The sequence below is a fragment of the Pyxidicoccus sp. MSG2 genome (genome assembly GCF_026626705.1).
Classification (GTDB): Bacteria; Myxococcota; Myxococcia; order Myxococcales; family Myxococcaceae; genus Myxococcus.
The window spans coordinates 3,795,488-3,819,928 of sequence record NZ_JAPNKC010000001.1 but is presented as its reverse complement, the minus strand read 5'-3'; the positions used below and the strand labels follow the sequence as shown (position 1 = coordinate 3,819,928).

Genomic DNA, 24,441 nt, shown 5'->3' with positions numbered 1-24,441 from the left:
GCAAAGTGCCCCGGTCGGGGCATTTCTCCGCGGGAAACGCGCCCCGCTCCGAGGAAGCGGGCGTGGCATGGCGAATGCTCTGTCTGACGAGCCCACCACGAATTCCCAAGGAGCCGACATTGATGATGGGGCCGGAAGACAACGTGAATGAGCAGGCGGCGTCGCGACAGCGGCCTGGCTCGACCCGGGAGTGGGCGGACGGGCGCGGAGCGCCGCGCATCCTGGTGGCGGAGGACCAGGCGGAGATGCGCGTGCTGCTGCGGCGGGCGCTGATGCGCCGGGGCTATGAGGTGGTGGACGCGCCCGACGGGCCGCACCTGGTGCAGGCGATTGTGGATGGGCTGCTGGCGCCGCAGACGCTGGTGCCGGACCTCATCGTCACCGACGTGCGCATGCCCGGCTACTCCGGCCTGGAGGTGCTCGCCCGGCTGCGGCGCGAGGGGTGGACCACACCGGTCATCCTCATCACCGCCTTTGGTGACGCGCAGCTCCATGAGGAGGCGAAGCAGCTCGGCGCGTCGTGCGTGCTCAACAAGCCCTTCGCCATGGAGGACCTCTGCGCCGCGGTGGAGGCGCTCGTCCCTCCACCGCGCTGAGTCGCTGGTCAACGCGGCCAGTGCCGCGCGATAAGGTGCGCACCCATGAAGCCCTCCCTGCGGAAGTCCTCCTGGCTGTTGCCGCTGTGCGCGCTGAGCGCGACGTGCACGCCCGCGCACCGGTCCGTCGCGGAAGTGCCGGAGGGCGCCACGCCCCTGCGGCGCGTGGCGCGCATCGTCCGCGAGTACCCGCACTCCACGGACGCCTTCACGCAGGGGCTCGTGTTCCACCAGGGCCACCTCTTCGAGAGCACCGGCCACGAGGGCACCCTGCGCCAGCTCTCCTTCGACTCCGCGGAGCCGGTGTGGATGGAGGAGCTGGGCGACATCTTCACGGAAGGGCTGGCCAGCGACGGCGAGCGCCTCTACCAGCTCACCTGGACGGAGGGGCTGCTCTTCACGTGGAGTGGCATGCCCCCGCGCCGCGAGCGCACCACGCGCTACGAGGGTGACGGCTGGGGCCTGTGCTACTGGGAGGGGAAGCTGGTGCGCAGCGACGGCAGCTCCACGCTGACCTTCCACGCGCCCGAGGACTTCCGTCCGCTGGGCACCGTGGAGGTGACGCTGCAGGGCCAGCCCGTGGACCAGCTCAACGAGCTGGAGTGCGCCAACGGCGTCATCTACGCCAATGTCTGGCACACCTCGGAGGTGCTCGAAATCGACCCGCACACCGGCCACGTGGTGGCCGTCATCGACGCGTCCGAATTGACGCGCGCGGTGGCCCCGCAGCTGCGCAGCAACGAGGCGGTGCTCAACGGCATCGCCGTGGAGCCGGGCACCGGCCGCATGTTCATGACGGGCAAGCTGTGGCCGAAGCTCTTCGAGGTGCGCCTGGAGCCCGCGCCGGGCGAGAACTGAGCCTTCCGCCCGGCTTCATGCCGCCGCCGCGCTGAGCCCCTGCCTGGCTGGCAGTGCCCGCCGGGCGTGGCATGCGCATGCTGGTGGAGGGGAGGGCTTCTGCATGGACAGGCTGCGGCGCGTGGCCCTCGCCCTGCTGCCCCTGGTGCTGCTGGGCGTGGCGGCCTGGGTGCTGCACCGCGAGCTGGCGACGCTGCGGGGCGGGGAGGTGCGGGCGGGCCTGGCGGCCATTCCCCCGGGCCGCGTCCTGCTGGCGCTGCTCGTCACCGGCGCGAACTACCTCGCGCTGACGCTGTATGACGTGCTGTCGCTGCGGCACGTCGGCCGGGGGCTGCCGTACCGGCACGTGGGCTTCACGTCCTTCATCGGCTACGCCTTCGGCCACAACGTGGGCATGTCGTTCTTCAGCGGAGGCTCGGTGCGCTACCGGCTCTACTCCGCCCACGGCCTGTCCGCGCTGGACGTCGCGCAGGTGGCCACCTTCAACGCGCTCACGTTCTGGTCGGGGCTGCTGGCGGTGGCGGGCACGGCGCTGGTGGCCGGCCGCGGGGCGTCGGCGCTGCTGTCACTCCCGCCGGAGGTGGCGCGAGCGCTGGGGCTGGGCATGCTGGGCCTGCTGCTGGTGTACCTCGGGGCCTGCGCGTGGGTGCGCCGCCCGCTGCGGGTGCGCGACGTGGAGGTGACGCTGCCCACGCCCGGGCTGGCGGTGGCCCAGCTCGCGGTGTCGTGCCTGGACTGGGCGCTGGCGGCGCTGGTGCTGTGGGTGCTGCTCCCCGAGGGCGCGGGCGTGTCGCTGCCGGGACTGGTGGCACTCTTCGCGCTGGCGCAACTGGCGGGCATCGCCAGTCAGGTGCCCGGAGGACTGGGCGTGTTCGAGTCCCTCATCCTCGCGGCGCTGTCGCCCGCCGTGCCGGCGCCCCTCGTGCTGGGCACGCTGCTCGTCTACCGCGTCGTCTACTACCTGCTGCCCTTCACCGTGGCGGTGCTGCTCCTGGCCCTCCACGAAGTGGGGCTGCACCGCGAGCGCCTGGGACGGGCGGCGCGTGTGACGCGGGACACCTTCGCTCCGGTGGTGCCGTGGATGGCGTCCGCGGCGGCCTTCATCGCCGGTGCGGTGCTGCTCTTCTCCGGTGCCACGCCCACGGTGCCCGAGCGGCTGTCCTTCCTGAAGGACCTCGTCCCGCTGCCGCTGATGGAGGCGTCGCACCTGCTGGGCAGCCTGGCCGGACTGGCGCTGCTGGTGCTGGCGCAGGGGCTCCAGCGCCGGCTGGATGGGGCCTACGTGATGACGCAGGTGGCGCTGGTGGCGGGCGCGGTGTTCTCGCTCATCAAGGGCGTGGACTACGAGGAGGCGGCGCTGCTCCTGGCGCTGGCCCTGGCGCTGGTGCCCTTCCGCGCGCGCTTCCACCGGCGCGCGTCGCTGCTCGAGGACGTCTTCAGCCCGGGGTGGCTGCTGGCCACGGGGGTGGTGGTGGCCGCGTCGGTGGGACTGGGGCTGCTCGCGTACCGGCACGTGGCCTACAGCCATGCGCTGTGGTGGCAGTTCACCTTCGGCGGGGACGCGCCGCGCTTCATGCGGGCCACGGTGGGCGTGCTGGGCGCGGGGCTGCTGTTCGGCGTGGCCGCGTTGCTGCGGCCCGCGTCCGCACGTCCCCGGCCTCCGGACGCGGCGGCGCTGGCGCGCGTGCGGCCACTGGTGTCGCACTCACCGGAGTCCGCGGCGTACCTGGCGCTGGTGGGGGACAAGTCGCTGCTCTTCAACAACGGGGGCTCGGCCTTCCTCATGTACGGCGTGGCCGGGCGCAGCTGGGTGTCCATGGGGGACCCGGTGGGGCCGGAGGGCGAGGCCACGGAGCTGGCGTGGCACTTCCAGGCGCTGGCGGACCGGCACGAGGGACAGGCCTGCTTCTACCAGGTGTGCGCGAGGTCGCTGCCGCGCTACCTGGACCTGGGACTGTCGCTGCTGAAGCTGGGCGAGGAGGCCACGGTGCCACTGGCGGACTTCGGCCTGGACGGGCCGGAGCGCAGGGGGCTGCGCCATATCGTGCACAAGCTGGAGCGCGAGGGCCTCACCTTCGAGGTGCTGCCGCGCGAGGCGGTGCCGGCGCTGCTGCCGGAGTTGAAGGCCATCTCCGACGCGTGGCTGGAGGAGAAGCACACGCGCGAGAAGGGCTTCAGCCTGGGCTACTTCTCGCCGCGCTACCTGGAGGAGGGGCCGGTGGCCGTGGTGCGCCGGGACGGCAGGCCCTGGGGGTTCGCCAACGTGTGGGCGCCGGAGGTGAAGGACGAGCTGAGCCTGGACCTGATGCGCTACCGACCGGGCAGTCCACACGGGGTGATGGACTTCCTCTTCGTGTCGCTGATGCTGTGGGGACGGCGGCAGGGCTATGGCCGCTTCAACCTGGGCATGGCGCCCTTCAGCGGCTTCGAGGCCCGGAGCCTGGCGCCGATGTGGAACCGGATGGGCGCGTTCCTCTTCCGGCACGGCGAGCACTTCTACAACTTCCAGGGGCTGCGGCAGTACAAGGAGAAGTTCAAGCCGGCATGGGCGCCCCGCTTCCTCGCATCGCCCGGAGGGCTGGCACTGCCCCGGGTGCTGGCCAACGTCTCCGCGCTGGTGTCGCGAGGACTGGGCGGGGTGGTGGCGCGATGAGACGCAGGGGACTCGTAGTGCTGGGGTTGTTGTTCGCCACGTGCGCCGCGGTGCCGGTGGATGCGAGCTCGGAGACCGCGCGCTTCGGTCGGCTGGGCACGGTGGTGGTGACGCGCCCCAGGGCCCCGCCCGCGTCGGTGGCGCTACTGCTGTCGGACGGACCCCCGGGAAGCGGGCGCGGCGCGGAGCTGGCGTCGGTGCTGGCGGAGCACGGCGCGCTGGTGCTGGGCGTGGACGCGCGGGCATACCTGCGCGCGCTGGAGCGCGAGTCCGGCTGTGCGTACCCGGCGGGAGACCTGGAGGCACTGAGCCAGGGCTTCCAGCAGCACGCGGGCCTGCCCGAGTACCTCCACCCGACGCTCGTCGGCGTGGGCGCCGGCGCGGGGTTGGCGGACGCCGCGCTGGCCCAGGCTCCCGCGGGGACGTTCACCGGCGCGGTGGGCATGGACGTGCACCCGGCGAAGTCCCTGTCTGTCACCTTCTGCGCGGGGCCTGGGCGCGAGCACGGGCACACCTCGGGCCAGCAGTTGGTGCCGGCGCGCACGCTGCCCCAATTGCTGTCCGCCTATGACGCGGCCTCCGTGCCCGCACCGCTGCCTTCCACGGCCTCGGATGCGGTGAAGGACCTGCCGCTGGTGGAGGTGGCCGCGAAGACGCAGGGCAGTGACACGCTGGCGTTCATCGTCACGGGCGACGGCGGCATGGCGGCGCTGGACCGGGCCCTGGCCACCTCATTCTCGGACGCGGGCATTCCCGTGGTGGCGCTCGACTCGCTCCGCTACTTCTGGAAGCGGCGCACGCCGGAGGAGACGGCGGCGGACGTGGCGCGCGCGCTGCGGCACTACCTGCCCGCGTGGGGCCGGCAGCGCGTGTTGCTGGTGGGGTACTCGCGCGGCGCGGACCTGGTGCCGGCCATCGCGGCCCGCCTGCCACCGGAGCTGCGCGAGCGGCTGCGACTGGTGGCCCTCATCGCTCCAGGACAGGAGGCGGAGTTCGAGGTGCACGTCACCGACCTCTTCGGCATCGGCAAGCACCCCAGCCTTCCCGTCCTCCCCGACGTGGAGGCGCTCGGCGACACACCGTTGCTGTGCGTCTACGGCGCGAAGGAGGCGTCGGAGAGCCTGTGCCCGAAGCTGCCGCCCAGGCCCGGCTGGCGCGTGGTGGCACGAAAGGGCGGCCACCACTTCGACGGGGACTTCGAGGCCCTCGCGCGACTCGTCCTCCAGTCGCTCCCCTGACTCAGGGCTTCTTCGCCTCGTCGTCGCGCTCCAGCTTCCGGTAGAGCGTCTTGCGGTCCACGCCGAGCACCCGCGCGGCCAGCGTGCGGCTGCCGCCCACCGCCTCCAGCACGCGGTGGATGTAGCGCCGTTCCAATTCCTCCAGCGTCACCAGCTCCGACGGGTCCGTGTTCTCCGGCACCGCCTTCGGCTGGCTGTAGTTGCGCACGCGCTCGGGCAAATCGTCGACGGTGAGCTGCTCGAAGGAGGTGAGCGCCACTGCGCGCTCGATGCAGTTCTGCAGCTCGCGCACGTTGCCCGGCCACCCGTAGGCGAGCAGCCGCTGCGCCGCCGCGGGGGACAGGCCCTCCACGCGCTTGCCGGTGCGCGCGGCGAACTGCTCGATGAAGCGCTGGGACAGGGCCAGCACGTCGTTGCCGCGTGCGCGCAGCGGCGGCAGTTCGATGCCGATGACGTTGAGCCGGTAGTAGAGGTCCTCGCGGAAGCGGCCTTCCTCCACCGCCAGCTCGAGGTCGCGGTTGGTGGCCGCGACGATGCGCGCGTCGAAGGGCACCTCCGTGTCTCCGCCCACCGGGCGCACCACGCGCTCCTGCAACGCGCGCAGCAGCTTGGGCTGGAGCGTGAGGGGCAGCTCCCCCACTTCATCCAGGAAGAGGGTGCCGCCATGCGCCTGGACGAAGAGTCCGGTGCGCGCCGCCTTCGCATCGGTGAAGGCGCCCTTCGCATGGCCGAACAGCTCGCTCTCCAGCAACGCCTCCGGCATGGCCGCGCAGTTGAGGGCCACGAAGGGCCCGTCCTTGCGGCGTCCCCGCGTGTGCACGGCGCGCGCGGCGACCTCCTTGCCGGTGCCGCTCTCGCCGGTAATCAGCACCGTGGAGTCCAGGTCCGCCACGCGGTCGATGAGCGCGTAGGCCTGCTTCATGGCCGGGCTCTCGCCCACCACCGCGCCGCCGTCGTCGCGTCGGCCCAGCGCCTGCCTCAGCCGGCGCACCTCCTCGCGCAGGGCGCGGTGCTGCACCGCGCGCTCCAGCACCAGCACCAGCGCGTCCACGTCGATGGGCTTGGTGACGAAGTCGTACGCGCCCGCGCGGATGGCGGCCACCGCCGTCTCCAGGCTGCCGAAGGCCGTCACCACCACCACCGGGATGTCCGGGCGGTTGAGGGCGATGCGCTCACACAGCGCGAGCCCGTCCATGCCGGGCATGCGCAAGTCGGTGAGCACCACGTCGAAGTCCTCGGCGGCCAGCTTCGCCAGCGCCTCGTCCGCGGAGGGCATCGCCACCGGCGTGAAGCTCCGGCGCGTGAGGCCCTTCTCCAGCATGGCGCGCATCTCGCGCTCGTCCTCGACGACCAGGACGCGGCCCGGCATCAGTTCCCTCCTCGTGGCAGGTAGATGGAGAAGCAGCTACCGCGTCCGGGCTCGCTGCGCACGCCAATCCAGCCCCCATGGTCTCTCACCAGACCGTAGGACACGGACAGACCCAGGCCCGTGCCCTCGCCCACGTCCTTGGTGGTGAAGAAGGGCTCGAAGACGTGGGGCAGCACGTCCGCGGGGATGCCGTCGCCCTGGTCCTCCACGTCCAGCCGCACGTAGTCGGCCTCGGCGCCGCCCTCCGCGGCCGGCGGTGTGGCGCGGACCTCCTCGGCGCGCACGTGGACGGTGCCCGGGCGCTTCATGGCCTGCAGGGCGTTCATCACCAGGTTCGTGAGCACCTGCTGTACCTGTCCTCCATCCGCCTCCAGCGCCAGCCCCGCGGGCACCTGGGCCTCCAGCGCCACGCTGCGCTTGGACGCCATGGGCCGCAGCAGGCTGAGCGAGCGCTCCACCAGGCCGTGCACGTCCTCCGGCGCGCGGTGGGGCGCGCGGCGCCGGGCGAAGTCCAGGAGCTGGCGGATGATGCCCGTCATGTGCTGGGCCTGCTGGGAGATGATTTGAGCGCACTCGTTCACCTCCTCGCCCTCGGCCTCGCCGCTGGAAATCATCTTCGCGCGGCCCATGACGACGTTGAGCGGCGTGCCCAGCTCGTGCGCCACGCCCGAGGCCAGCTTGCCCACGGTGGTGAGCCGGTCCGCGTGCCGCAGGTGCTCCACCGCGGACAGCCGCGCGGCCGTCTCCGAGGCGAGGCGCGCGCGCGTCTCCTCCAGTTGCTCGCCCATGCGGTTCATCGCGCTGGCCAGCGTCGTCAGCTCGTCGCCGCGCCGCTGGGGGAGCTGCACGCGCGCGGTGAGGTCGCCCTGGCCGATGCGGTGCGCGAGCTTCACCAGCCGGTCCACGGGCTCGCCCACGAGGCGCCGGCCCATGGCCATGGCGGCCACGAAGAAGGCGGCCGTAATCGCGGCGGTGGCGGCGATGGTGCCCACCACGACGGTGCGCACGTGCTGCTGCTGGTCGCCCAGCGACTCGGTGATTTCGATGGCCCCCAGCCGCTGGTTGTTGATGATGACCGGCGTGTACGAGTGCAGCAGGCCCGGCTCCGGGCTCGGGTCCACCATGGAGCCGTCCTGCCCCGCGCGCAGCGTGGCGAGCAGTCTCGGCGGGAAGCCGTCCAGGGACGGGGTGCCGGGGCCACCGTCGAGCCACACCCAGCGCAGGTGCACCTGCTCCTGGAAGCGGTTGGACTGGTGGAGGAGGGTGAGGGCCTCCCGCTCACCGGCGAGCTGCCACGCCTTGCCGATGGCGCCGGCGAGCGTGTGGCCGAGGAGGCGGTGGTCGTGCTGCATGTCCAGCGCGGAGCGCTCCAGCTCGCGGCGCACCTGGATGTACTGCAGGCCGGAGATGACGGCGACAGCGAGCAGGACGAGGGCCAGGGTGAACTTGCGAGCGAGTCTCACGGGAGGTCTGTAGAGGCTTCCCCGGTCCGTGGGCGAGGGGGTGGAGCTCACGGACCGGAGGTAGGTACTCACAACGTACCGCGAGTGCTGCAAGGAAAGCGGCGGTTAGTTGCCGCTGGAGCCCTCGGCGGGTGCCGGGGCAGGCTTGGCGGGGGCGGCGGCGTGCGCCTTGGCCTTCTTGCCCTTGGTGGCGGGCTTCGCCGGGGCAGCGGCGGCGGGCTTCTGACCGTCGGTGGTGGCGGCCTTCGGCGGGGCCGCGAAGGCTCCCAGCGACGCAAGGGAAAGTCCGAGGCCAGCAACGAGGGACAGGGTGCGCTTCATGAGGTTTCACTCCGGTGCGCCGCGCGGGGTTTCGCGCGGCTGACCGGAGCAGGAGCATTGGCCGTGCCAGCCTCCCGTGGAGGGAGCATCCCTCGGGAAGCGGCCGCGGCCCGGGGCGCCCGGCCCCGTCGAAGTGGGGCACATCGCCCCATCGGGGGCAGGATGCCCCGGCGCGGCGGGGCGGGAAGGGCCTGCTTCGCGGCGCGCAGGCAGCCCGCCCGCGGTGCAACTGTCGCTCCGTTCACCGTGTGGGTGACTCGCGGGGAGGGGCGGCGGAGAGGGGCGCGCTGCCCCCGGGGACGGGCGCAGCGTCGGGCAGTGCGTCGTCTCGCGCGAGCGCGTCCTCCCACGGACATCCGCGACCCGGGAGCGCGCGGCGGCGCGTGGCGGCTCACGCAAGATGCGCGCGTCGCTACACGGCCGCGCCCGACGGGAGTCACCTCGGACGGCGCGGCGGGGGGTGAAGCGCTCGTGAAAAGGAATCCACGTTGGTGGCTGGCCGCGGGGCTGACCTGCGTCGTGCTCGCCACGGGCTGCAAGTGCGGAACCGAGGAGGCGAAGGAGGATGCCGGCCCGGCCACGGGCGGCAGCGGCGCGCCGCCTCCCCCCCTGGTCGAGGTCACGAAGGACATTGGGGGCCAGCCGGTGACGCTGGCGCTCACGGAAATCTTCACCCGGCGCGAGGGCACGACGGCGCGCACGTCCTTCGTTACGCGCGAGGAGATGGTGGCGCACGCACGGGTGGAGGGCGGCGAGCCGGGGCTGGTGGACCGCATCCGTTGGACGGTGAAGCCGGTGGGGACGCAGTCCGGGCCCGCGGTGCCCGCGGTGGCGACGGGCCCGGAGCTGGTCTTCAAGGGCACCTCGGCGCTGCCCAGGACGGGCAGCAGGGACCCCAACCCTCCGCTGGAGTACGAGGTGGTGGCCACGCTGGTGCTGGAGGGCGGGACGCTGGAGGCGAAGCTGCCGCCCACCTCCTTCATCCGCCAGGAGGAGGCGGACATCCTCCGGCAGGAGTACGTGGACTACGGCACGACCTTCCAGCCGACGCTGACGAACGTGAGCGTGCCGGGGCGCACCACGCTCAACCGGGGCAACTACTCCATCATCGTCGAGGAGAAGCCGGGCGAGCTGGAGAAGCTGCTCAGCGACGTGGAGGCGGAGGTCAACCGCATCCTCAACGACGACGTGCAGGTGGTGCCGGTGGGGACGCGGGCGGCGAGTCCCTCCTCCACCGTGGTCTCGCCCGGGCAGGCCGTGCTGATGATGGGAGCGTTGGGGGACACCGAGCCGAAGGGAGACGACGTGTGCGTCGGCGCGCGCGTCAACGGCGGCTGCGCGGGCGTCATCCGCGCCGGGCCCAACGGCATCGCCGACACGCCCGCGAACAACCGCGCCACCCGGGTGAGCCTGGAGCGCATCATCACCAGCGCGTTCCGCAACCCGCAGCGCAACAAGTTCATCGGCTCGGGCACCATCAACAGCCGGCACACGCGCGGGCTGGCGTTGGATCTGGACCCGCGCAGCCTCTCCATTCCCGGCAAGGACGCGCGGCAGCTCATGTGCGTGGTGGAGCTGGCGGGCATCCGCGTGGCGGGCGAGGACAACAGCTTCAGCGAGAACGGCCCGGTGACGTTCCTCGACTGCAACGACCCGGCCGCGGACCACGTCCACGTGCAGCGATGAGGAAGGAACCCTCCATGACCGCGTTTCATGTCCGCTGCGTGTGCCTGCTGGCGCTGCTCGTCCCCCTGCCGTCCCACGCCCAGGCCCAGGCCCTGCCTCCTCCGGAGCGCGCGCAGGCGGCGCCCCCTTCGCCGCAATCGGCCGCGCTCACGCCCTCCGTGGCGGCCCCCTCGGTGCTGTCGAGCGACGCGAAGGAGGGCATCCGCCTGGCGCAGGAGAACTGCGCATCGGACGGCTTCGACAAGGCGGGCTGCGAGAAGGCCGTGAAGCTGTTGCAGGAGGCGGAGCGCAGGGACCCGGACAACAACGACGTGCAGCTCGCGCTCGCGCAGGGGTATTGGAACACGTCCTTCCGCGAGTCCCCGCAGGCGCGCTCACGGGGCGAGCTGAAGCAGCGCGCGCTCGGCATCTACCAGCGACTGGTGGACAAGGGCACGAAGGACGCACGGGCCTACTGGGAGCTGAGTCTGAGGCAGAAGAGCGAGTCGCTGCGGGTGTCGCTGCTCAAGCGCACGGTGGCGCTCAACCCGTTCCACCCGCAGGCGAACAAGGACCTGGCCCAGGCGGAGCTGAACGAGGGCGACGTGGACGCGGCGGTGCGCAGCTACGAGAAGCACCTGGAGGTGAGCCCGTACCGGGACTCGCAGGACGCGATGGACCACCTGAACTTCGCGAAGCGGCTGGAGAAGCTGGGGCGGACGGATGCGGCGACGAAGGTGGCGGAGAAGGTGTCGAAGCTCATCCAGGGCGAGCGGCGCGGCACGCGCTGCGAAATCTGGCGCTCGGTGGACTCGAAGCTGTACCAGTCGAAGAGCGACATGATGCAGAAGGTGCGGTCGCTGCTTCCGTACTGCACCCAGACGGAGGACCTGGAGCGCGCGTCGGACCTGGAGCGCGAGGGCCGGGTGGACGAGGCGATTGACGCGGCGAAGCGCCAGGTGGCGGAGAACCCGCGGCCGGAGGGCTCGTACGTGCTGCTGGAGCGGCTCTACCAGCGCAAGGGCCAGCCGTCGCAAGCGGCGGACGTGGCCCTGAAGCAACTGGAGCAGGAGCAGGACGTGACGGAGCGCTGCGAGCGCTTCCGCGCCCTGGTGCCCGCCACGGTGCGCGCCATGCCCAAGGACCGCGTGGAGGCGCTGCGCCGCGAGTGCAAGCAGCCGCAGTGACTCACCGCACCGGCGGCGTGGAGCTCGGGGAGTCCACCTCCCCGAGGAACCGGCGCCGCAGCGTGCGCGTCACCTCCGCGTCCCAGCGCGGGGAGAACACCTCCACCATGGTGCGCCGGAAGCGCAGCGCGCACGCCAGGCACGCCAGCGTGGCCGCGAGGCCGATGATGCTGTTCTGCCACGAGGCCAGGTCCCACTGCCCGTCCCAGAACCACTCGCGCATGCTGTTCGGCCACCAGTAGTGGATGGGCCAGCCGGGCCCGCTGCCCGCGAGGTCGCAGACGATGTGGAGGTGGAAGGCCAGCAGTGACAGGCCCGCCACCCACGCCCGCTGCCGCGCCAGCGCGGTGCACACCGCCATGGTGACGAGCGCGCCCACGTACCCGTGGAAGAGGACGTGGTGATAGCGCTCGTACCAGTCCTTGCCTCCGAGCAGGCTGAGCCCGTCCAGGTCCGGAGCCAGCCCTGCGCAGACGACGAGGATGCGGTCCCTGCGCTCGCGCAGGCCCTGGGCGGCGAGCCACGCGAGCTCGCCATGGACGATGGGGTTCATGCCCGTGAGCGTATGTCGCCAGGCGGCACGCGCGCCCCCAGGTCCGGGCCCACCCCGTCAGACGGGCGCGCGCCGCGGCGTGCCCAGGAGCTCCAGCGTGCGCACCGCCACGTCCGCCAGCGTGGAGGAGCACGGCAGGCAGCCTCCACCGCAGCACGCGGGCCACTCGCCCTCCGGGTCCCTGAGGAGCGGGTAGACGCAGCCCCGGAGCGAGTCCGGCAGTCCGGCTTCCTCACATGCGCGCCGCAGCGCCGCCTGCACCGTGGGGTCCTTCACGTCCATCTCAGCCCTTCCTAACGCCACGCCTCCCGCCCCTCCCGTGAAGCCGTGGCATGCCTCCCATCAGACGGGCAGGCGGGCGCTCGTCATCCCGCCTGGACGGCCCGGTCGCCCCATGAGAAGCGCTCCGAACTTCGGGTTGCGAATTTAGTTAGGTCCCTTATTGTAAGGTTACTGTGGCCGCACGAAACCCACCTTTCCTATCGCTCCCTCCGGTGCCCCGCTACGAGCGGCTGAAGCGGCTGGCGGAGCGCTTCCCCCAGCTCGACATGAGCGCCATCCAGACGTGCATCGCCATGCTGCACCTGGCGCACGAGCTGACGGGGGCCTACGACGCGCACCTGTCGCGGCACGGCCTCTCCATGGGCCGCTTCGTCGTGCTGATCCGCCTCTTCTCCAGCGAGGACGCGGAGAGCGGGCGGGGCCTCACCCCGGCGGAGCTGGCGGAGAGCTCGTGCGTCAGCCGGGCGACCATGACGGGCCTCCTCGACACCCTGGAGAAGGACGACCTCATCTCCCGCCAGGACCACCCCGAGGACCGCCGGATGTACACGGTGAAGCTCACCGCCAAGGCGCGCAAGCTGCTCGACGGCATGCTGCCGGACCACTACCGCCGCATCTCCGGCCTCATGGCTCCTCTCAGCGAGGCCGAGCGAGCCACCCTCCAGGAGCTGATGTCCAAGGTCAGCTCGGGCATCCCCGCCCTCCGGGACCCCTGAAGCCCTCCCTTCCACACCCCTGATTCCTTCCTTCTGGCCCCGTCGGATGTATTCGCGGGGCCGGATGGTTAGCCACCGAACCATCTGTCACCGCATCACCCGAGCCTCTCATGAGCACCCAGACCGCGAATCTCGACAAGGACATCCCCAGCATCGAACCCAAGGCCCCCGCCGCCGTCGTGGCGAAGCCGGCCGCCCCGCGCTCGTCGCGGGCGAAGAAGGTGCTGCCCGCGCTGCTGGCGGTGGCGCTGCTGGGCGGCGGCGTCAGCTACGCGCTGACGTACGGACATGAGTCCACCGACGACGCCCAGGTGGAGGGCCGCATCGCCAACGTGGCGCCGCGCATCTCCGGCCAGGTGGCGAAGGTGCTGGTGGGCGACAACCAGCCGGTGAAGGCCGGCGACGTGCTGGTGGAGCTGGACGCCACGGACCTGAACGCGAAGCTGGACGTGGCGCGTGCGGACGTGCTGAGCGCGGAGGCCGGCTTCGCCAGCGCCCAGGCACAGCTCGCCCTCACCGAGACGAACGCCGGCGCCAACCTGCGCCAGGCACGCGGCGGCGTGGTGCAGGCCTCCAGCGGCATCAGCTCGTCCAGGGCGGCGTTGGACCAGGCGCGCGCGGACGTGCAGTCGGCCGAGGCCCGCTTCAAGCTGGCCGAGTCGGACCTGGGCCGCGTGAAGACGCTCAAGACGGAGGGCGCCGTCACCCAGGCGGACCTGGACGCGCGGCAGGCCGGGTATGACCAGGCGAGGGCCAACCTGGACGTGTCGCGCGCGCGGCTGACGTCCACGGAGGCCGGTGTGCAGGGCTCGTCCGGTGGCCTGGAGGCAGCGCAGGGCAAGCTGGCCGCGGCGGAGACGGTGGCGGTGCAGGTGCAGGCGGCCCAGGCGGCGGTGCGGCTTTCCGAGGCGAAGCTGAAGCAGGCCCAGGCGGCGCTGAAGCTGGCGGAGCTGGCCGTGTCCTATACGCAGGTGCGCGCGCCGGTGGCGGGCGTGGTGAGCCGCCGCACGGTGGAGGTGGGCCAGGTGGTGGACCCCGCGCGCCCGCTGATGGCGCTGGTGCCGCAGGACGACCTCTGGGTGGTGGCCAACTTCAAGGAGGACCAGGTCGGGGAGATGAAGCCCGGCCAGGAAGTGGAGCTCACGGTGGACGCCTTCGGCGGCCGCGAGTTCAGGGGCCACGTGGACAGCCTGGCCGGCGCCAGCGGCGCGCGCTTCGCGCTGCTGCCCCCGGACAACGCCTCCGGCAACTTCGTGAAGGTGGTGCAGCGCATCCCCGTGCTCATCCGCTTCGATGGTGAGCTGAAGGATGCGGGCCTGCGTCCGGGCATGAGCGCCGAAGTCACCGTGAATACGAAGGGCCGCTAGTCATGCAGGGCGACACCATCACCGGCTCCAAGGCCGGTATCACCATCGCCGCCATGGCCGCGGCGCTGATGTCCGTGCTGGACATCTCCATCGTGAACGTGGCGCTCAGCGACATCCGCGCCAGCTTCGGCACGCCGCTGGACCAGATTGCGTGGGTGTCCACCGGCTACATGATGGCGAACGTGGTGGTCATCCCGATGACGGGCTGGCTGCAGCGGCGCTTCGGCTACCGGCGCTACTTCACCGCCTCCATCCTGATGTTCACCGCGGCCAGCGTCCTGTGCGGCCTGTCGTGGAACCTGCCGTCGCTCGTGGTCTTCCGCATCCTCCAGGGCATCGGCGGCGGCGCCATCATCCCCACCTCGCAGGCCATCCTCTTCGCCCGCTACCCGCGCCAGGAGCACGGCATGGCGGGCGCGCTCTTCGGCCTGGGCGCGGTGACGGGGCCGCTGCTCGGGCCCACGGTGGGCGGCATGCTCATCGAGGCGGCGAGCTGGCACTGGATATTCCTCATCAACCTGCCGGTGGGCCTGTTCGCGGCCTGGATGGCGTGGCGCCACATCGAGCAGCCGGCCTTCGAGCCCACCCAGGACAAGGTGGACCGGTATGGCATCGGCCTCCTGGCGGTGGGCATGGCCTCGCTCCAGTTCGTGCTGGAGGAGGGCAACCGCGAGGACTGGTTCGACAGCGCCAAGATCACGCTGCTCGCGGTGGTGGCGGGGGTGTCGCTCATCACCTTCATCGTCCACGAACTGGAGACCCCGCAGCCGGTGGTGGACCTGCGCGTGTTCGCCAACCGCTCGTACACGGCGGCCACGGGCATCAACTTCATCGTCGGCACGGCGCTGTTCGCCGGCTCGTTCCTCTTCAGCCTCTACTGCGGCACGGTGATGCGCTACTCGGCGCTCGACATCGGCCTCATCTTCCTCAAGGGAAGCGTCATCCAGTTGCTGCTGATGCCGCTCATCGGCCGCTTCGGCGGGAAGGTGGATGGGCGGATGCTGGTGGGGCTGGGCATCATCGGCATGTGCCTGTCGCTGTGGACCAACGGCCACCTGTCCAGCACCGCGGACGAGGCCACGCTCATCCTGCCCGTGTTCATCCGCGCCTGCTCCCTGGGCATGGTGTTCGTGCCGCTGTCGGTGATGGCGCTCAGTGACTTGCGGCCGGACCAGCGCGGCAACGCGGCGGGCCTCTACAACCTGACGCGTGAATTGGGCGGCTCCATTGGCACGGCGTGGATGAGCAGCGCGCTCAGCCGGACGACCAAGGTGAACTTCACCGCGCTGACGTCGCACGTGGACGCCTACAGCCAGGTGACGCAGGAGCAGGTCGCCGCCATCCGGGGCGCGGTGGGCTCACGCGTGGCGGACCCGCTGGGCGCCGCCTACAGCATCCTCAGCCAGCGCATCAACGGCCAGGCGCTGGTGCGCGCGTTCAACGCCAACTTCACGGTGCTGACCGCCATCTTCGCCCTGTCGCTGGTGCTGGTGTTCATGCTCAAGAAGCCGGCCGCCGGCGTGAAGGTGGAAGGCGCGCACTGACCGCGCCGTCGTCACGTGGGAGCCCCTGACGGGCCCGTCCTCTTCCGGGGGACGGGCCCGTTGCTTTTCGCGGGCTACTGCTGCGGCTGGACGTGCTTGGGGTCCATCCAGAAGACTTCCCAGTGGTGGCCGTCCAGGTCCAGGAAGCTGCGCTGGTACATGAAGCCGTAGTCCTGGGGGTCCTTCGCCTTCGTGGCGCCGGCCTTCAGGGCCTTGTCCGCCAGCGTGTCCACGGCGGCCCGGCTGTCCGCGGAGAGGGCGATGATGGCCCCGACGACCTTGGAGGGGTCCGCGACCTCCTTGTCGGTGAAGGTCTTGAAGAAGTCCCGCACCAGCAGCATCGCGTAGATGTTCTCGCTGATGACCATGCAGGTGCCGCTCTCGTTGGTGAACTGGGGATTGAACGTGTAGCCGAGCTGCTTGAAGAACTCGACGGAGCGGCTGAGGGACTGCACGGGCAGGTTCACGAAGATGCTGGTCGCCATGGCTTCAAGTCTCCTGTGTGGGTTCCAACCCTGCGACGAACGACGTCGCGGGAGATCGACACGGCTTTTTGGCTTCTTTTTCCCGGCCCCGGAAAAAAGAAGGCGGGTCCATCCTCGAAGGATGGACCCGCCGGGTGCGTCAGGGGGGCTGGCCGCTGCTGTCAGCGCCGCGAGCGGGCGGCCGCGTGGGCGTGCTTCCGCCGGCGACCGAGCAGCGCGAAGGCGGCGAGCAGGCCGGCGGCCGCCATGATGGGGACGCCTCCCGTGCCGGTGGCCGAGGCACCGCAGCCCTGGGGCGCCGTGCCGGGTACACGCGAGCCGTCCGCGGGCGAGCCGCTGCCCAGGTCGTCACCGGGAAGCGCGCCCAGGCCGGGCTGCTGGGTGCCGGGGGTGGGCGTCTGCACCACGGGCGCCTCGGGCTCCTCCTCCGCCGGAGTCTCGGGCGCGGGGCTCGGGTCCGGCAGCGTCACCACCGGCGGCGGCTGGGGCGTCGGCGCGGGCGTGGGCTCCGGCGTCGGCGCGGGGGCAGGGGGCATCACGTCCTCCAGCTTGGAGGCCATGGTGAAGCCGTCGTGGTACACGAAGGCCTCCGGGCGGATGGTGTCGTCGCGGTACAGGCCGAGCTTGAGGTAGTTGAACTCGCTGCCGTACTGCGTGGCCGCGAAAGTCTTGGGCACCGCCAGCTTGCCGTTGTGCCACATCTGCACGTAGCCGACCTTCTTGTTGGAGGACCACTTCACCTCCAGGACGAAGTCGTGCCACGTGCCGCGGTCCAGCGGCGCCTGCCACAGCACGGTGCCGGTGGCGCCGCCCACGCGCATGTTCATCTCCTCGCCGTTCACGAAGAACTCGAGCGGCGGGGAGCCGCAGCAGCCTTCCTGGTGCCACTGGGCGAAGACCTGCCACGCGTCGGAGCTGGGGTAGCTCTTCGGGAACTGGGTGCTCCACTTGTAGAACCACGTGGAGCCCGTCTTCTCCTGGCTGATGTAGAGCAGCTCGTTGCGGTTGCCGCTCGCGCCGATGGGGTCATCCCCCTGGCGGACGATGGCCTTCAGCGCATAGCGGCCCTCGCGCACGACGTCCGACACGACCTGGAGCCGGCTGTTGGCGACGGCCTGGGAGCGCGTCCACTGTGAAATGTTTCCCGTTTCGAAGTCGCCCTTCCACGCCACGTCCGCGGAAGCGAGCATGGGCAGCAGGGACAACAGGGCGACATGGCGAAGGAGATGCGGCAAGCGAGGTCCTTTCGTCTCGGGTTGGCGCAATGGGACAGCCGGGCCGGCGTGTCGCTTCCCGCCAACGCCCGTCTGCCAACCCCCACCCGGCCTCGCGCCCGCGCTCTCCTTCGGAGGGCGACCTGCCCTGCGGGCCCCCGCTAGTGCCTTCGTCTCAACGTTGCGGATGCAATGATTACAGAGGGATGCGCGCAGGGAGTCATTCAAGGATTCCGGCGCACATCGTCTCTAGTGAAGGCCGGTCGGTTTGCGGCCTGGCCACGGGGCCCAGCGCGGCCCGTCCGCAGGGGAGGGTGTTTCGCGAGGGCCTCGAAAAGCCCCTGGGAAATACCGGAACCGGACGGGCTCGTGCCCGTGCATACGGGAATTCCGTGGGTTGAGGAACGTCGAGACGCCCCGCGGCATGGGGGGATGCCCGGCGGCGCAGTCGGCGGCAAGGGGATGTTGGTGTAGAACCAGATAGGTGGGCGACTGCTTGGGGGTGGCGCCCGAGGGGGCAGTATGTTGAAGCCGGCGTACGACAAGCTCTTGGTCCTGGCGCTGGCGACGCCCGTGCTCGTATTGACTGTCCTGCTCGCGCGGAGCCCCTCCAAGGGGGACGGCGGAGGCGTCACGCCCCAGTTCTGGGCCGAGCGGCGGGCGGCGGCACGCATCGAGGCCCGGCTCACCCACCCCGAGGCGGACAAGTACCGGCCGCGCGTCTCGTCCGGCGGCTGTCCCGTGCCCCCGGAGCCCATTCCGCTGAAGGAACTGGCGAAGCTGGAGGAGGTGGGTGACTGGGGCGGCATCGCCGCGGCCTATGCCCTCCAGGGCGAGTGGAACCAGGCGGCCTCCTTCCTGGAGCGCATGCCCGCCTCCCCGAACCGGGACAGCGACCTGGCGGCCGTCCACCTGGCGAGGGGGGCACACGAGCAGGCCCTGCGGCTGCTGGACGCGGTGCTCGCCGCCCACCCGAAGCACGCGCAGGCGCTGTGGAACCGCGCGCTGGTGCTCCAGGAGATGGGGCTCACCATGAAGGCGTCGGAGACCTACGAGCAGGTGGCCACGCTCAACGAGCAGGGTTGGGGCCGCGACGCCCATGCCCACGCCCTCGCCCTGCGCGAGGAGACGCTGGAGCGCGCCCGGAAGTGGAAGGGCGCCCGCGATGCCACCCTGGCGCTGATGGAGGACCCCCGGGCCCCGCTGCCGCTCGAGGAGGCCCGCCAGCAGCCGGGCGTGGTGCGGCAGAGCTTCTATGACGTGGTCCGCTCGGCACAGTCGAAGGAGCGCGCGCTGGCGCTGCTCCCGCTCGCGCAGGAGCTGGACCGGCTGCAGGGCGGCTCCACGCTGGGGGACTACGTGCGCAAGGTGGCGACGCGGGACTTCACCCGCCGCGCCCCGCTGGCGAAGGGCTACGCGGAGCTGGTGCGCACCCAGGGCCCGGTTCCGGAGGCGCTGCTGGAGACGCTGCGCGCCTCCAGCGAGGACGACCTCTTCGCGGGGGCGCTGCTGCGCACCCGCGGCAATGCCATGGGGTATGTGGCGGACGCGGTGGAGCGCGGCCGGCGCCAGCAGGACCCCTGGTTCAACTTCTACCTGGAGCGCGAGCAGGCCCGGAAGGAGACGGCGGACGGCGAGTGGTGGAAGGCCGAGCAGCGGCTCTTCAGCGCCCTGCAGCGCTGCCGCGAGGGCGCCTTCTCCGCGGGCTGCGTGGAGCTGGAGCTGCGCCTGGGCATCCTCTACGCCGGGCTGCGGCGCCTCACCGAGGCCGAGCAGCACGCCCGCACCGGGTGGACGTGGGCGCGCCAGCTGCGGGAGTGGGAGCTGGAGCTGACGTCGCTGGAAAACCTGACGCACATCGCGAGAGACCGCGGCGACTTCTCGAGCGCCCGGGCCTACGTGGAGGAGTGGTCCGCGCGAGGTGGGCGCAAGGGCGCCAGCCTCACCTGCTACTGGCCGCAAATCCATCTGGCGCACATCCACTACCTGGACATGCGGCCGGAAGATGCGCGCCGCGCGCTGGAGGCCGCCACCGCGTGTCCCTCCGCGCCGCTGGACGTGGTGTTCGGCGCCACCTTCGCGGAGATGGCCCGCGCCCGCCCCGCGCCGGGAGACGCGGAGCAGCTTCGCCAGGTGCTCGCCGCCACCCGCGTCTCCAACCCGACGCCCGGCGACGCCGTCTACGCGCACTACATCGAGGGACGCTTCGCCCTGGACCGTGAGCATGCCCAGGGCCAGGCCCTGCTCGAGCGCGTCATCAGCGACGCGCAGAAGCTCCCGCGCGCGGACACGATGGCGCGCGAGTCGTGGACGCTGAGCTACTCGTCGCTCGTCACCGACGCGGGGCGCACGGGCGACTACCCCCGGGTGCTGGAGTTGATGGCCGCGCAGCTCGGCACGTCGGTGCCCGAGCGGTGCGCGCTGGCGGCGGCGGTGCACCACGAGCGCGCGGTGGTGGTGGCCCGCGGCCCCCAGGGCCAGGTGGAGGGGGCATACGAGGGGAACCGCCAGGAGCCCTTCTCGCGCAGCCCGACGTCGAAGCTCGTCCCGGAGAAGCTGCGGCAGGTGCTGCGGGGCTGCGAGCGGGTGGACGTGCTGGCCTGGGCGCCCGTCTTCGGCCGCACGGACCTGCTGCCGCCGGACATGGCCTGGAGCTTCCGCATGGGGAAGACGGCCCAGCCGCGCACCGCGTCCAGCGGGCGCCGGCTCGTCGTCTCCAGCGTGGAGGCCCCTTCGTTGCTGCAACTGCCCCGGCTGCCCTCGTGGACGCCTTCCCCGGAGCCGGAGCCCACGCCGCCGGAATTGCTGTCGGGCTCCGAGGCGACGCCCTCGCGCGTGCTGTCGAGCATGGCGGACGCCACCGAAATCGAGATTCACGCGCACGGCATCAGCGACCCCGCCCTGTCGGACGCGTCGCTGGTGGTGCTGTCGCCGGAGGGCAACGGGCGCTACGCGCTCACCGCGGACATCGTCCGGCAGCAGAAGCTGGCGGGCGCGCCGCTCGTCTTCCTCGCCGCGTGCAGCGCGGGGCGGCTGGCCTCCTCCTCGACCCACGAGCCCTTCAGCCTGCCGGCCGCCTTCATCGACGCGGGCGCGCGGGCGGTGCTCGCCTCCACCGTGGACATCCCGGACGCCGCGGGCCGGTTCTTCGACGGGGTGCGCCAGCGCATCCGCGCCGGCTCCACGCCCGCCGTGGCCCTGCGCGACGAGCGGCAGAAGTGGCTGGCCCGCGACTCGCGCAACGCCTGGACGCAGTTCGTGCTGCTGGTGGAGACGTCGCAGTAGCCCGCCGCGAAGGCTCAGCGGGGCGTGGGCAGGAAGGTGTTCCCCTTGGGCACCCGGAAGTGGTGGAACGTCACCGAGGCGCTCACGTCCAGCGCGCGCACCCAGTGCCACCAGCCCACGGGGATGAAGACCAGGTCCCCCGGCTCCAGCACCGCCTCCACCACGTTCGCCTCCGCGTAGAGGGGGTGGCGCGCCGGGTCCGGGCGCTCCGCGTCCACCTCGCTGAAGGTGCCGAAGCGCGGGTACATGAGGTGGCGCTGGAAGGAGGGGATGAGCTTCACGTGCTTGCGCCCCATCACCTGCGCCAGCAGCACGTTCATGTTGTCGTGGTGCAGCGGGGTGACGGTGCCCGCCGGGCCCAATAGCAGCGTCATCATGTCCGGGCCCGAGTCCGCGTCGATGATGCCCCGGGGCGCTCGCACGTCCTCGCGCAGGGCACCGAAGCCCTCCCGCGCCCAGTTCTCGTTGCGCGGCACCATGTAGTAGTCGTTCGTCTCGCCCCCCGTTTCAATCATTCGCAGGTAGTCCCGGAAGCGCATGGTGGAGCGGTGCTTCTCGTACTCGGGTGAATGGTCCGGGTTGGCGTTGCGCCCCGTCATCACCTCCACCTCCACGTCCCCCGCGCGCTCGGCCAGGTAGGCCAGCGTCCAGCGCCGCAGGGCGGGCCAGTCCTCCATGAAGCCGCGCAGCACCACCGGACGGTGCCCGAAGTAGTAGCGCGTGAAGAACTCCTCCGGGCTCAGCCCCTCGCGCCGCTCCAGCGTCTGGTGCCCGCCCGCCTGCCGGTGCAGCGAGCTGTAGGTGTCCATGACGGACTCCAGCCAGCCATACCGGCGTCCCACGCGCAGCGCCGCCTGGTAGTAGGGGTGCGCCAGGACGGAGGCCACCTCCTCGCGCGCCACGTCCTCCGCCACGCCCGAGCCTGTCAGGGCCCGCACCGCCTCGTCGTGACTCACCCCCAGCGCCAGGTTCTCCACCAGCCACGATTGCCACTCGGGTGTCAGCCGCGAATTTTCCCTGCTCATTTGGAACTCCCTGGATTCCTGGAGTCAGTCCGACCCGGGGCTACTCACGAAATCGCAATCGGCATGTTAAGGAATGCGACCGTTTGCGTTTTACATACATCCGCAACTTGTCCGTGCTGCCTGTCGCCAGCACGAGGAGCGAGCGCCATGACGCCCGGTGCCAATGAAACGAAGAAGAGCCCTTCCCTTGCGGCGATTGCTGGGGAGCCCAACGTGAAGAACACCTACGTGGACTGCGCCACCAACGCGGACGTCCAGCGCCCGCGCCAGCCGCTGCCCCCGCCGGCCACGCCTCCCCTGGCGGACGCCAGCGGCGACGCGGCCCAGAACGGCTGATCCTCCTGCCCGGAAAGGGTTTTTCACCCTCCCGGGCATTTTACTGTCTGGCGGCAGCTTTTTTTCTTCTCAAGGATTGGGCCGCCGCGCGTCTTTGGTGGGAAACCACCAGCTGCGCAAGCGTGGGGCATCATGGCAAACCTCTTCAACCGGGAGCGGCGGCGCTTCGAAGCGTTCATCCGCCAGCATCGTCCGGGCCTTCTGGGCCTGGCACGCCGGTTGTGCGCACGCTCGAGCCTGGAGCCGGAAGATCTGGTCCAGGAGACGTTCGAGCGAGCGATGCCTGAGTTCGAGCACCTGAAGGACAGGACGGACTCGGCGGCGGCGGCCTGGCTCTGCACCACCATGACGAATCGCTTCCTGGACTACTGCCGCCGACAGCGGACGGAGACCCGGGGGCTGCCTCACCTGGCGCTGGTTCAGGACGCGGCGTTGTCGCCGGATGACTCCCAGGAGAACTGGGAGCTGGTGAACACCGACGAGTTCCAGAAGGCCATCGAGCGACTGAAGCCGCACCTGCGTGACGCCTACCGGCTCCACGCGGAGGGCAAGCGCTACACGGCCATCGCCGAGCATTTCAACGTTCCCGTAGGCACGGTGGGCAGCTGGCTCACCCTGGCGCGCAGGGACCTGAAGGAACTGCTGCTGCCCCAGGTGGCGGTAGCCCGGGAGCAGGGGGCAACGAGCTCATGAACACGCCATGCACCAAGCTGCACCTCTTCGTGGACGGGGAGCTGTCCGCCACCGAGGCGGACGCCTTTCGTCAGCACCTGACGCGCTGTGAGGAGTGCGAGGTCGGCCTCAGGGATTTGCTCCAGCTGGAGCTCCTGGCGTCGCGGGCCCTGGCGGGCACCGGGGCCGAGCAGGCCGGGAGTGGGAAGGTGACGCCGCTGCGCCCGTGGCTGCACCGTGCCTACCGGGCGGCGGTGCCGGTGGCGCTGGCGGCGGGCCTGGCGGCGGTGGGCGTCTACCAGATGCAGGCGGAGCCCCGGATGCCGTCCGAGGTCTTCCTGGCCAGCGCGGACACGCGGACGCTGGCGGCGCGGCTGAGCCATCCGAACGCGGACCACTTCCGCCGCTTCGAGCCCATGCGCGGCACGAGCACCTCCTCGGAGGCGCTGCCGCTGCGGCCGCTGGCGGAGCTGGAGGAGCGGCAGGACTTCCGCGGCATCGCCGCGGCGTACGGGCTGCGCGGGGACTGGCAGCAGGCGGAGGCCTTCCTGGCCCGCGCCCCCGAGTCCGCGGACAAGGACAATGACCGCGCGGTGGTGGCCCTGAGCCGGCAGCGGTACGAGGGCAAGGACAAGGACGACCGCGCGGCGGTGGTCCTGAGCCGGCGGCGGTACGAGGAGGCGCTGGAGTTCCTCAACAGTGCGCTGCGCCAGGAGCCGAAGCACCCGCAGGCGCTGTGGAACCGCGGGCTGGCGCTGCAGGGGCGCGGGCTTTCGAAGCAGGCGGAGGAGTCCTTCCGCGAGGCGGCCGCGGTGCCGGGGCAGGACGCGGGATGGGTGGAAGAGGCGCTGACCCGGGCGAACGAGCTGAAGACCCTGCGGGAGACCGAGGACGCGCGGTGGCGCAAGGAGGTGAAGGAGTCGTGGCAGCAGCTGGCCGCGGGCACGGCGGACGTGAAGCAGCTGGCGCAGAAGCAGCCGGCGGCGGCTCGCGCGGCGCTCTACGAGTCCGTGCGCACGGCCACCACGCCGGACCAGGTGGCGGCGCTGCGGCCGCTGGCCGTCGAGCTGGACGGCGTGGGCGGCGGCGCCGTGCTGCAGGACTACGTCCGGGACATGATGGCACGTGACTTCAGCGCGCGCGCTCCGTTGGCCCGCGAGTACGCGAAGCTGGTGTCCGAGGGACAGCCGCCGCCGGGCATGCTGGAGGCGCTGCGCCGCTCGAAGGAGTGGGACCTCTACTTCGGCGCGCTGGTGTACACGGGCGAGGCACAGAAGGACGCCGAGGCGCTCGAGGCGCTCCAGCGGTTCGCTCGCGACTCCAGGGACCCGTGGCTGAGCCTGGTGGTGGAGCGCGAGCTCGCGCGGAGCGAGGGCCTGACGGGCCGCAAGGTCGCCGCCGAGCAGCAGTTGCTGGCCACGCTGCGCAGCTGCGAGGCGTACGAAAGGCTCAATCTCTTCCACTGCGCCGAAATCAACTGACGCGCGGCCTCCGGTGACGGAGGCAGGTGGACTTCGGAGAGGCTGGCCTGCACAGGGCCGGCCTCTTCGCTTTTGGGGACCCGCGCGTGTCGTCCACCGGGCGAAGGCGCCCCGGAAGGCGAGGCCGGCGC

The 24,441-nt window shown here is 71.4% G+C and carries 21 protein-coding genes; 13 read left to right on the top strand and 8 right to left on the bottom strand.

The window, feature by feature from the left end; translation table 11 throughout:
* The first annotated feature begins 125 nt into the window (after positions 1-125).
* The 4 genes from OV427_RS14410 to OV427_RS14395 all read left to right on the top strand — a co-directional run bounded on the left by OV427_RS14410 (position 126) and on the right by OV427_RS14395 (position 5,345).
* Positions 126-596 carry a response regulator gene (locus OV427_RS14410; RefSeq protein ID WP_267863426.1) on the top strand — a complete coding sequence of 157 codons (471 nt, stop codon included), beginning with the start codon at positions 126-128 and terminating at the stop codon, positions 594-596.
* A 45-nt stretch (positions 597-641) separates the two neighbouring features.
* Positions 642-1,454 carry a glutaminyl-peptide cyclotransferase gene (locus tag OV427_RS14405; protein WP_267856673.1) on the top strand — a complete coding sequence of 271 codons (813 nt, stop codon included), beginning with the start codon at positions 642-644 and terminating at the stop codon, positions 1,452-1,454.
* Between the two features lie 103 nt (positions 1,455-1,557).
* Positions 1,558-4,107 (top strand): bifunctional lysylphosphatidylglycerol flippase/synthetase MprF, encoded by a 2,550-nt coding sequence (mprF, locus tag OV427_RS14400; protein ID WP_267856672.1) that lies wholly within the window; start codon positions 1,558-1,560, stop codon positions 4,105-4,107.
* Positions 4,104-5,345, top strand: coding sequence for an AcvB/VirJ family lysyl-phosphatidylglycerol hydrolase (locus tag OV427_RS14395; RefSeq protein WP_267856671.1), 1,242 nt, complete (start codon positions 4,104-4,106; stop codon positions 5,343-5,345). Before mprF ends, OV427_RS14395 begins: the two co-directional genes overlap by 4 nt.
* Position 5,346: 1 nt before the next feature.
* Here OV427_RS14395 and OV427_RS14390 read toward each other — a convergent pair whose 3' ends face one another.
* From OV427_RS14390 to OV427_RS14380, 3 genes are all read right to left on the bottom strand, one after another.
* On the bottom strand, positions 5,347-6,714 hold the full coding sequence (locus tag OV427_RS14390; protein ID WP_267856670.1) for a sigma-54-dependent transcriptional regulator: 1,368 nt from the start codon (positions 6,712-6,714) through the stop codon (positions 5,347-5,349).
* Positions 6,714-8,177: a sensor histidine kinase gene (locus tag OV427_RS14385; protein ID WP_267856669.1), complete on the bottom strand. Its 1,464-nt coding sequence runs from the start codon at positions 8,175-8,177 to the stop codon at positions 6,714-6,716. Before OV427_RS14385 ends, OV427_RS14390 begins: the two co-directional genes overlap by 1 nt.
* Positions 8,178-8,282: 105 nt before the next feature.
* Entirely contained in the window at positions 8,283-8,498 is a 216-nt protein-coding gene (locus tag OV427_RS14380; protein WP_267856668.1) for a hypothetical protein, read from the bottom strand.
* 471 nt (positions 8,499-8,969) lie between these two features.
* Here OV427_RS14380 and OV427_RS14375 point away from each other — a divergent pair, with 471 nt between their 5' ends.
* Positions 8,970-10,184 (top strand): hypothetical protein, encoded by a 1,215-nt coding sequence (locus OV427_RS14375; protein WP_267856667.1) that lies wholly within the window; start codon positions 8,970-8,972, stop codon positions 10,182-10,184.
* Between the two features lie 14 nt (positions 10,185-10,198).
* Positions 10,199-11,350, top strand: a complete 1,152-nt coding sequence (locus OV427_RS14370) for a tetratricopeptide repeat protein (RefSeq protein ID WP_267856666.1) — start codon at positions 10,199-10,201, stop codon at positions 11,348-11,350.
* A gap of 1 nt (position 11,351) precedes the next feature.
* Here the strand turns inward: OV427_RS14370 and OV427_RS14365 are convergent, their stop codons facing one another.
* Together OV427_RS14365 and OV427_RS14360 are read right to left on the bottom strand one after the other, a co-directional pair.
* Positions 11,352-11,903 (bottom strand): metal-dependent hydrolase, encoded by a 552-nt coding sequence (locus tag OV427_RS14365; protein WP_267856665.1) that lies wholly within the window; start codon positions 11,901-11,903, stop codon positions 11,352-11,354.
* Positions 11,904-11,960: 57 nt separating this feature from the next.
* Complete coding sequence (locus OV427_RS14360; RefSeq protein WP_267856664.1) at positions 11,961-12,185, bottom strand: hypothetical protein; 225 nt, start codon at positions 12,183-12,185, stop codon at positions 11,961-11,963.
* A 212-nt stretch (positions 12,186-12,397) separates the two neighbouring features.
* Here OV427_RS14360 and OV427_RS14355 point away from each other — a divergent pair, with 212 nt between their 5' ends.
* The 3 genes from OV427_RS14355 to OV427_RS14345 all read left to right on the top strand — a co-directional run bounded on the left by OV427_RS14355 (position 12,398) and on the right by OV427_RS14345 (position 15,812).
* Entirely contained in the window at positions 12,398-12,901 is a 504-nt protein-coding gene (locus tag OV427_RS14355; RefSeq protein WP_267856663.1) for a MarR family winged helix-turn-helix transcriptional regulator, read from the top strand.
* A gap of 110 nt (positions 12,902-13,011) precedes the next feature.
* Positions 13,012-14,268, top strand: coding sequence for an HlyD family secretion protein (locus tag OV427_RS14350; RefSeq protein ID WP_267856662.1), 1,257 nt, complete (start codon positions 13,012-13,014; stop codon positions 14,266-14,268).
* Between the two features lie 2 nt (positions 14,269-14,270).
* Complete coding sequence (locus OV427_RS14345; protein ID WP_267856661.1) at positions 14,271-15,812, top strand: DHA2 family efflux MFS transporter permease subunit; 1,542 nt, start codon at positions 14,271-14,273, stop codon at positions 15,810-15,812.
* 74 nt (positions 15,813-15,886) lie between these two features.
* On the opposite strand, the gene OV427_RS14340 is transcribed toward OV427_RS14345, so the two are convergent.
* Both OV427_RS14340 and OV427_RS14335 read right to left on the bottom strand, forming a co-directional pair.
* Positions 15,887-16,297, bottom strand: a complete 411-nt coding sequence (locus tag OV427_RS14340) for a VOC family protein (protein ID WP_267856660.1) — start codon at positions 16,295-16,297, stop codon at positions 15,887-15,889.
* A gap of 161 nt (positions 16,298-16,458) precedes the next feature.
* Entirely contained in the window at positions 16,459-17,532 is a 1,074-nt protein-coding gene (locus OV427_RS14335) for a polysaccharide lyase (RefSeq protein WP_267856659.1), read from the bottom strand.
* A gap of 501 nt (positions 17,533-18,033) precedes the next feature.
* Between OV427_RS14335 and OV427_RS14330 the strand changes: the two genes are divergently transcribed.
* Positions 18,034-20,796: a CHAT domain-containing protein gene (locus tag OV427_RS14330; RefSeq protein ID WP_267856658.1), complete on the top strand. Its 2,763-nt coding sequence runs from the start codon at positions 18,034-18,036 to the stop codon at positions 20,794-20,796.
* A 14-nt stretch (positions 20,797-20,810) separates the two neighbouring features.
* Here OV427_RS14330 and OV427_RS14325 read toward each other — a convergent pair whose 3' ends face one another.
* On the bottom strand, positions 20,811-21,821 hold the full coding sequence (locus tag OV427_RS14325) for a cupin-like domain-containing protein (protein WP_267856657.1): 1,011 nt from the start codon (positions 21,819-21,821) through the stop codon (positions 20,811-20,813).
* Positions 21,822-21,968: 147 nt separating this feature from the next.
* Here OV427_RS14325 and OV427_RS14320 point away from each other — a divergent pair, with 147 nt between their 5' ends.
* The 3 genes from OV427_RS14320 to OV427_RS14310 all read left to right on the top strand — a co-directional run bounded on the left by OV427_RS14320 (position 21,969) and on the right by OV427_RS14310 (position 24,310).
* Complete coding sequence (locus OV427_RS14320) at positions 21,969-22,157, top strand: hypothetical protein (RefSeq protein WP_267856656.1); 189 nt, start codon at positions 21,969-21,971, stop codon at positions 22,155-22,157.
* A gap of 132 nt (positions 22,158-22,289) precedes the next feature.
* A complete protein-coding gene (locus OV427_RS14315; RefSeq protein ID WP_163990225.1) occupies positions 22,290-22,850 on the top strand; it encodes an RNA polymerase sigma factor in 561 nt (186 codons plus the stop codon).
* Positions 22,847-24,310 (top strand): zf-HC2 domain-containing protein, encoded by a 1,464-nt coding sequence (locus OV427_RS14310; protein WP_267856655.1) that lies wholly within the window; start codon positions 22,847-22,849, stop codon positions 24,308-24,310. The genes OV427_RS14315 and OV427_RS14310 overlap by 4 nt, the downstream gene beginning before the upstream one ends.
* Positions 24,311-24,441: the final 131 nt, after the last annotated feature.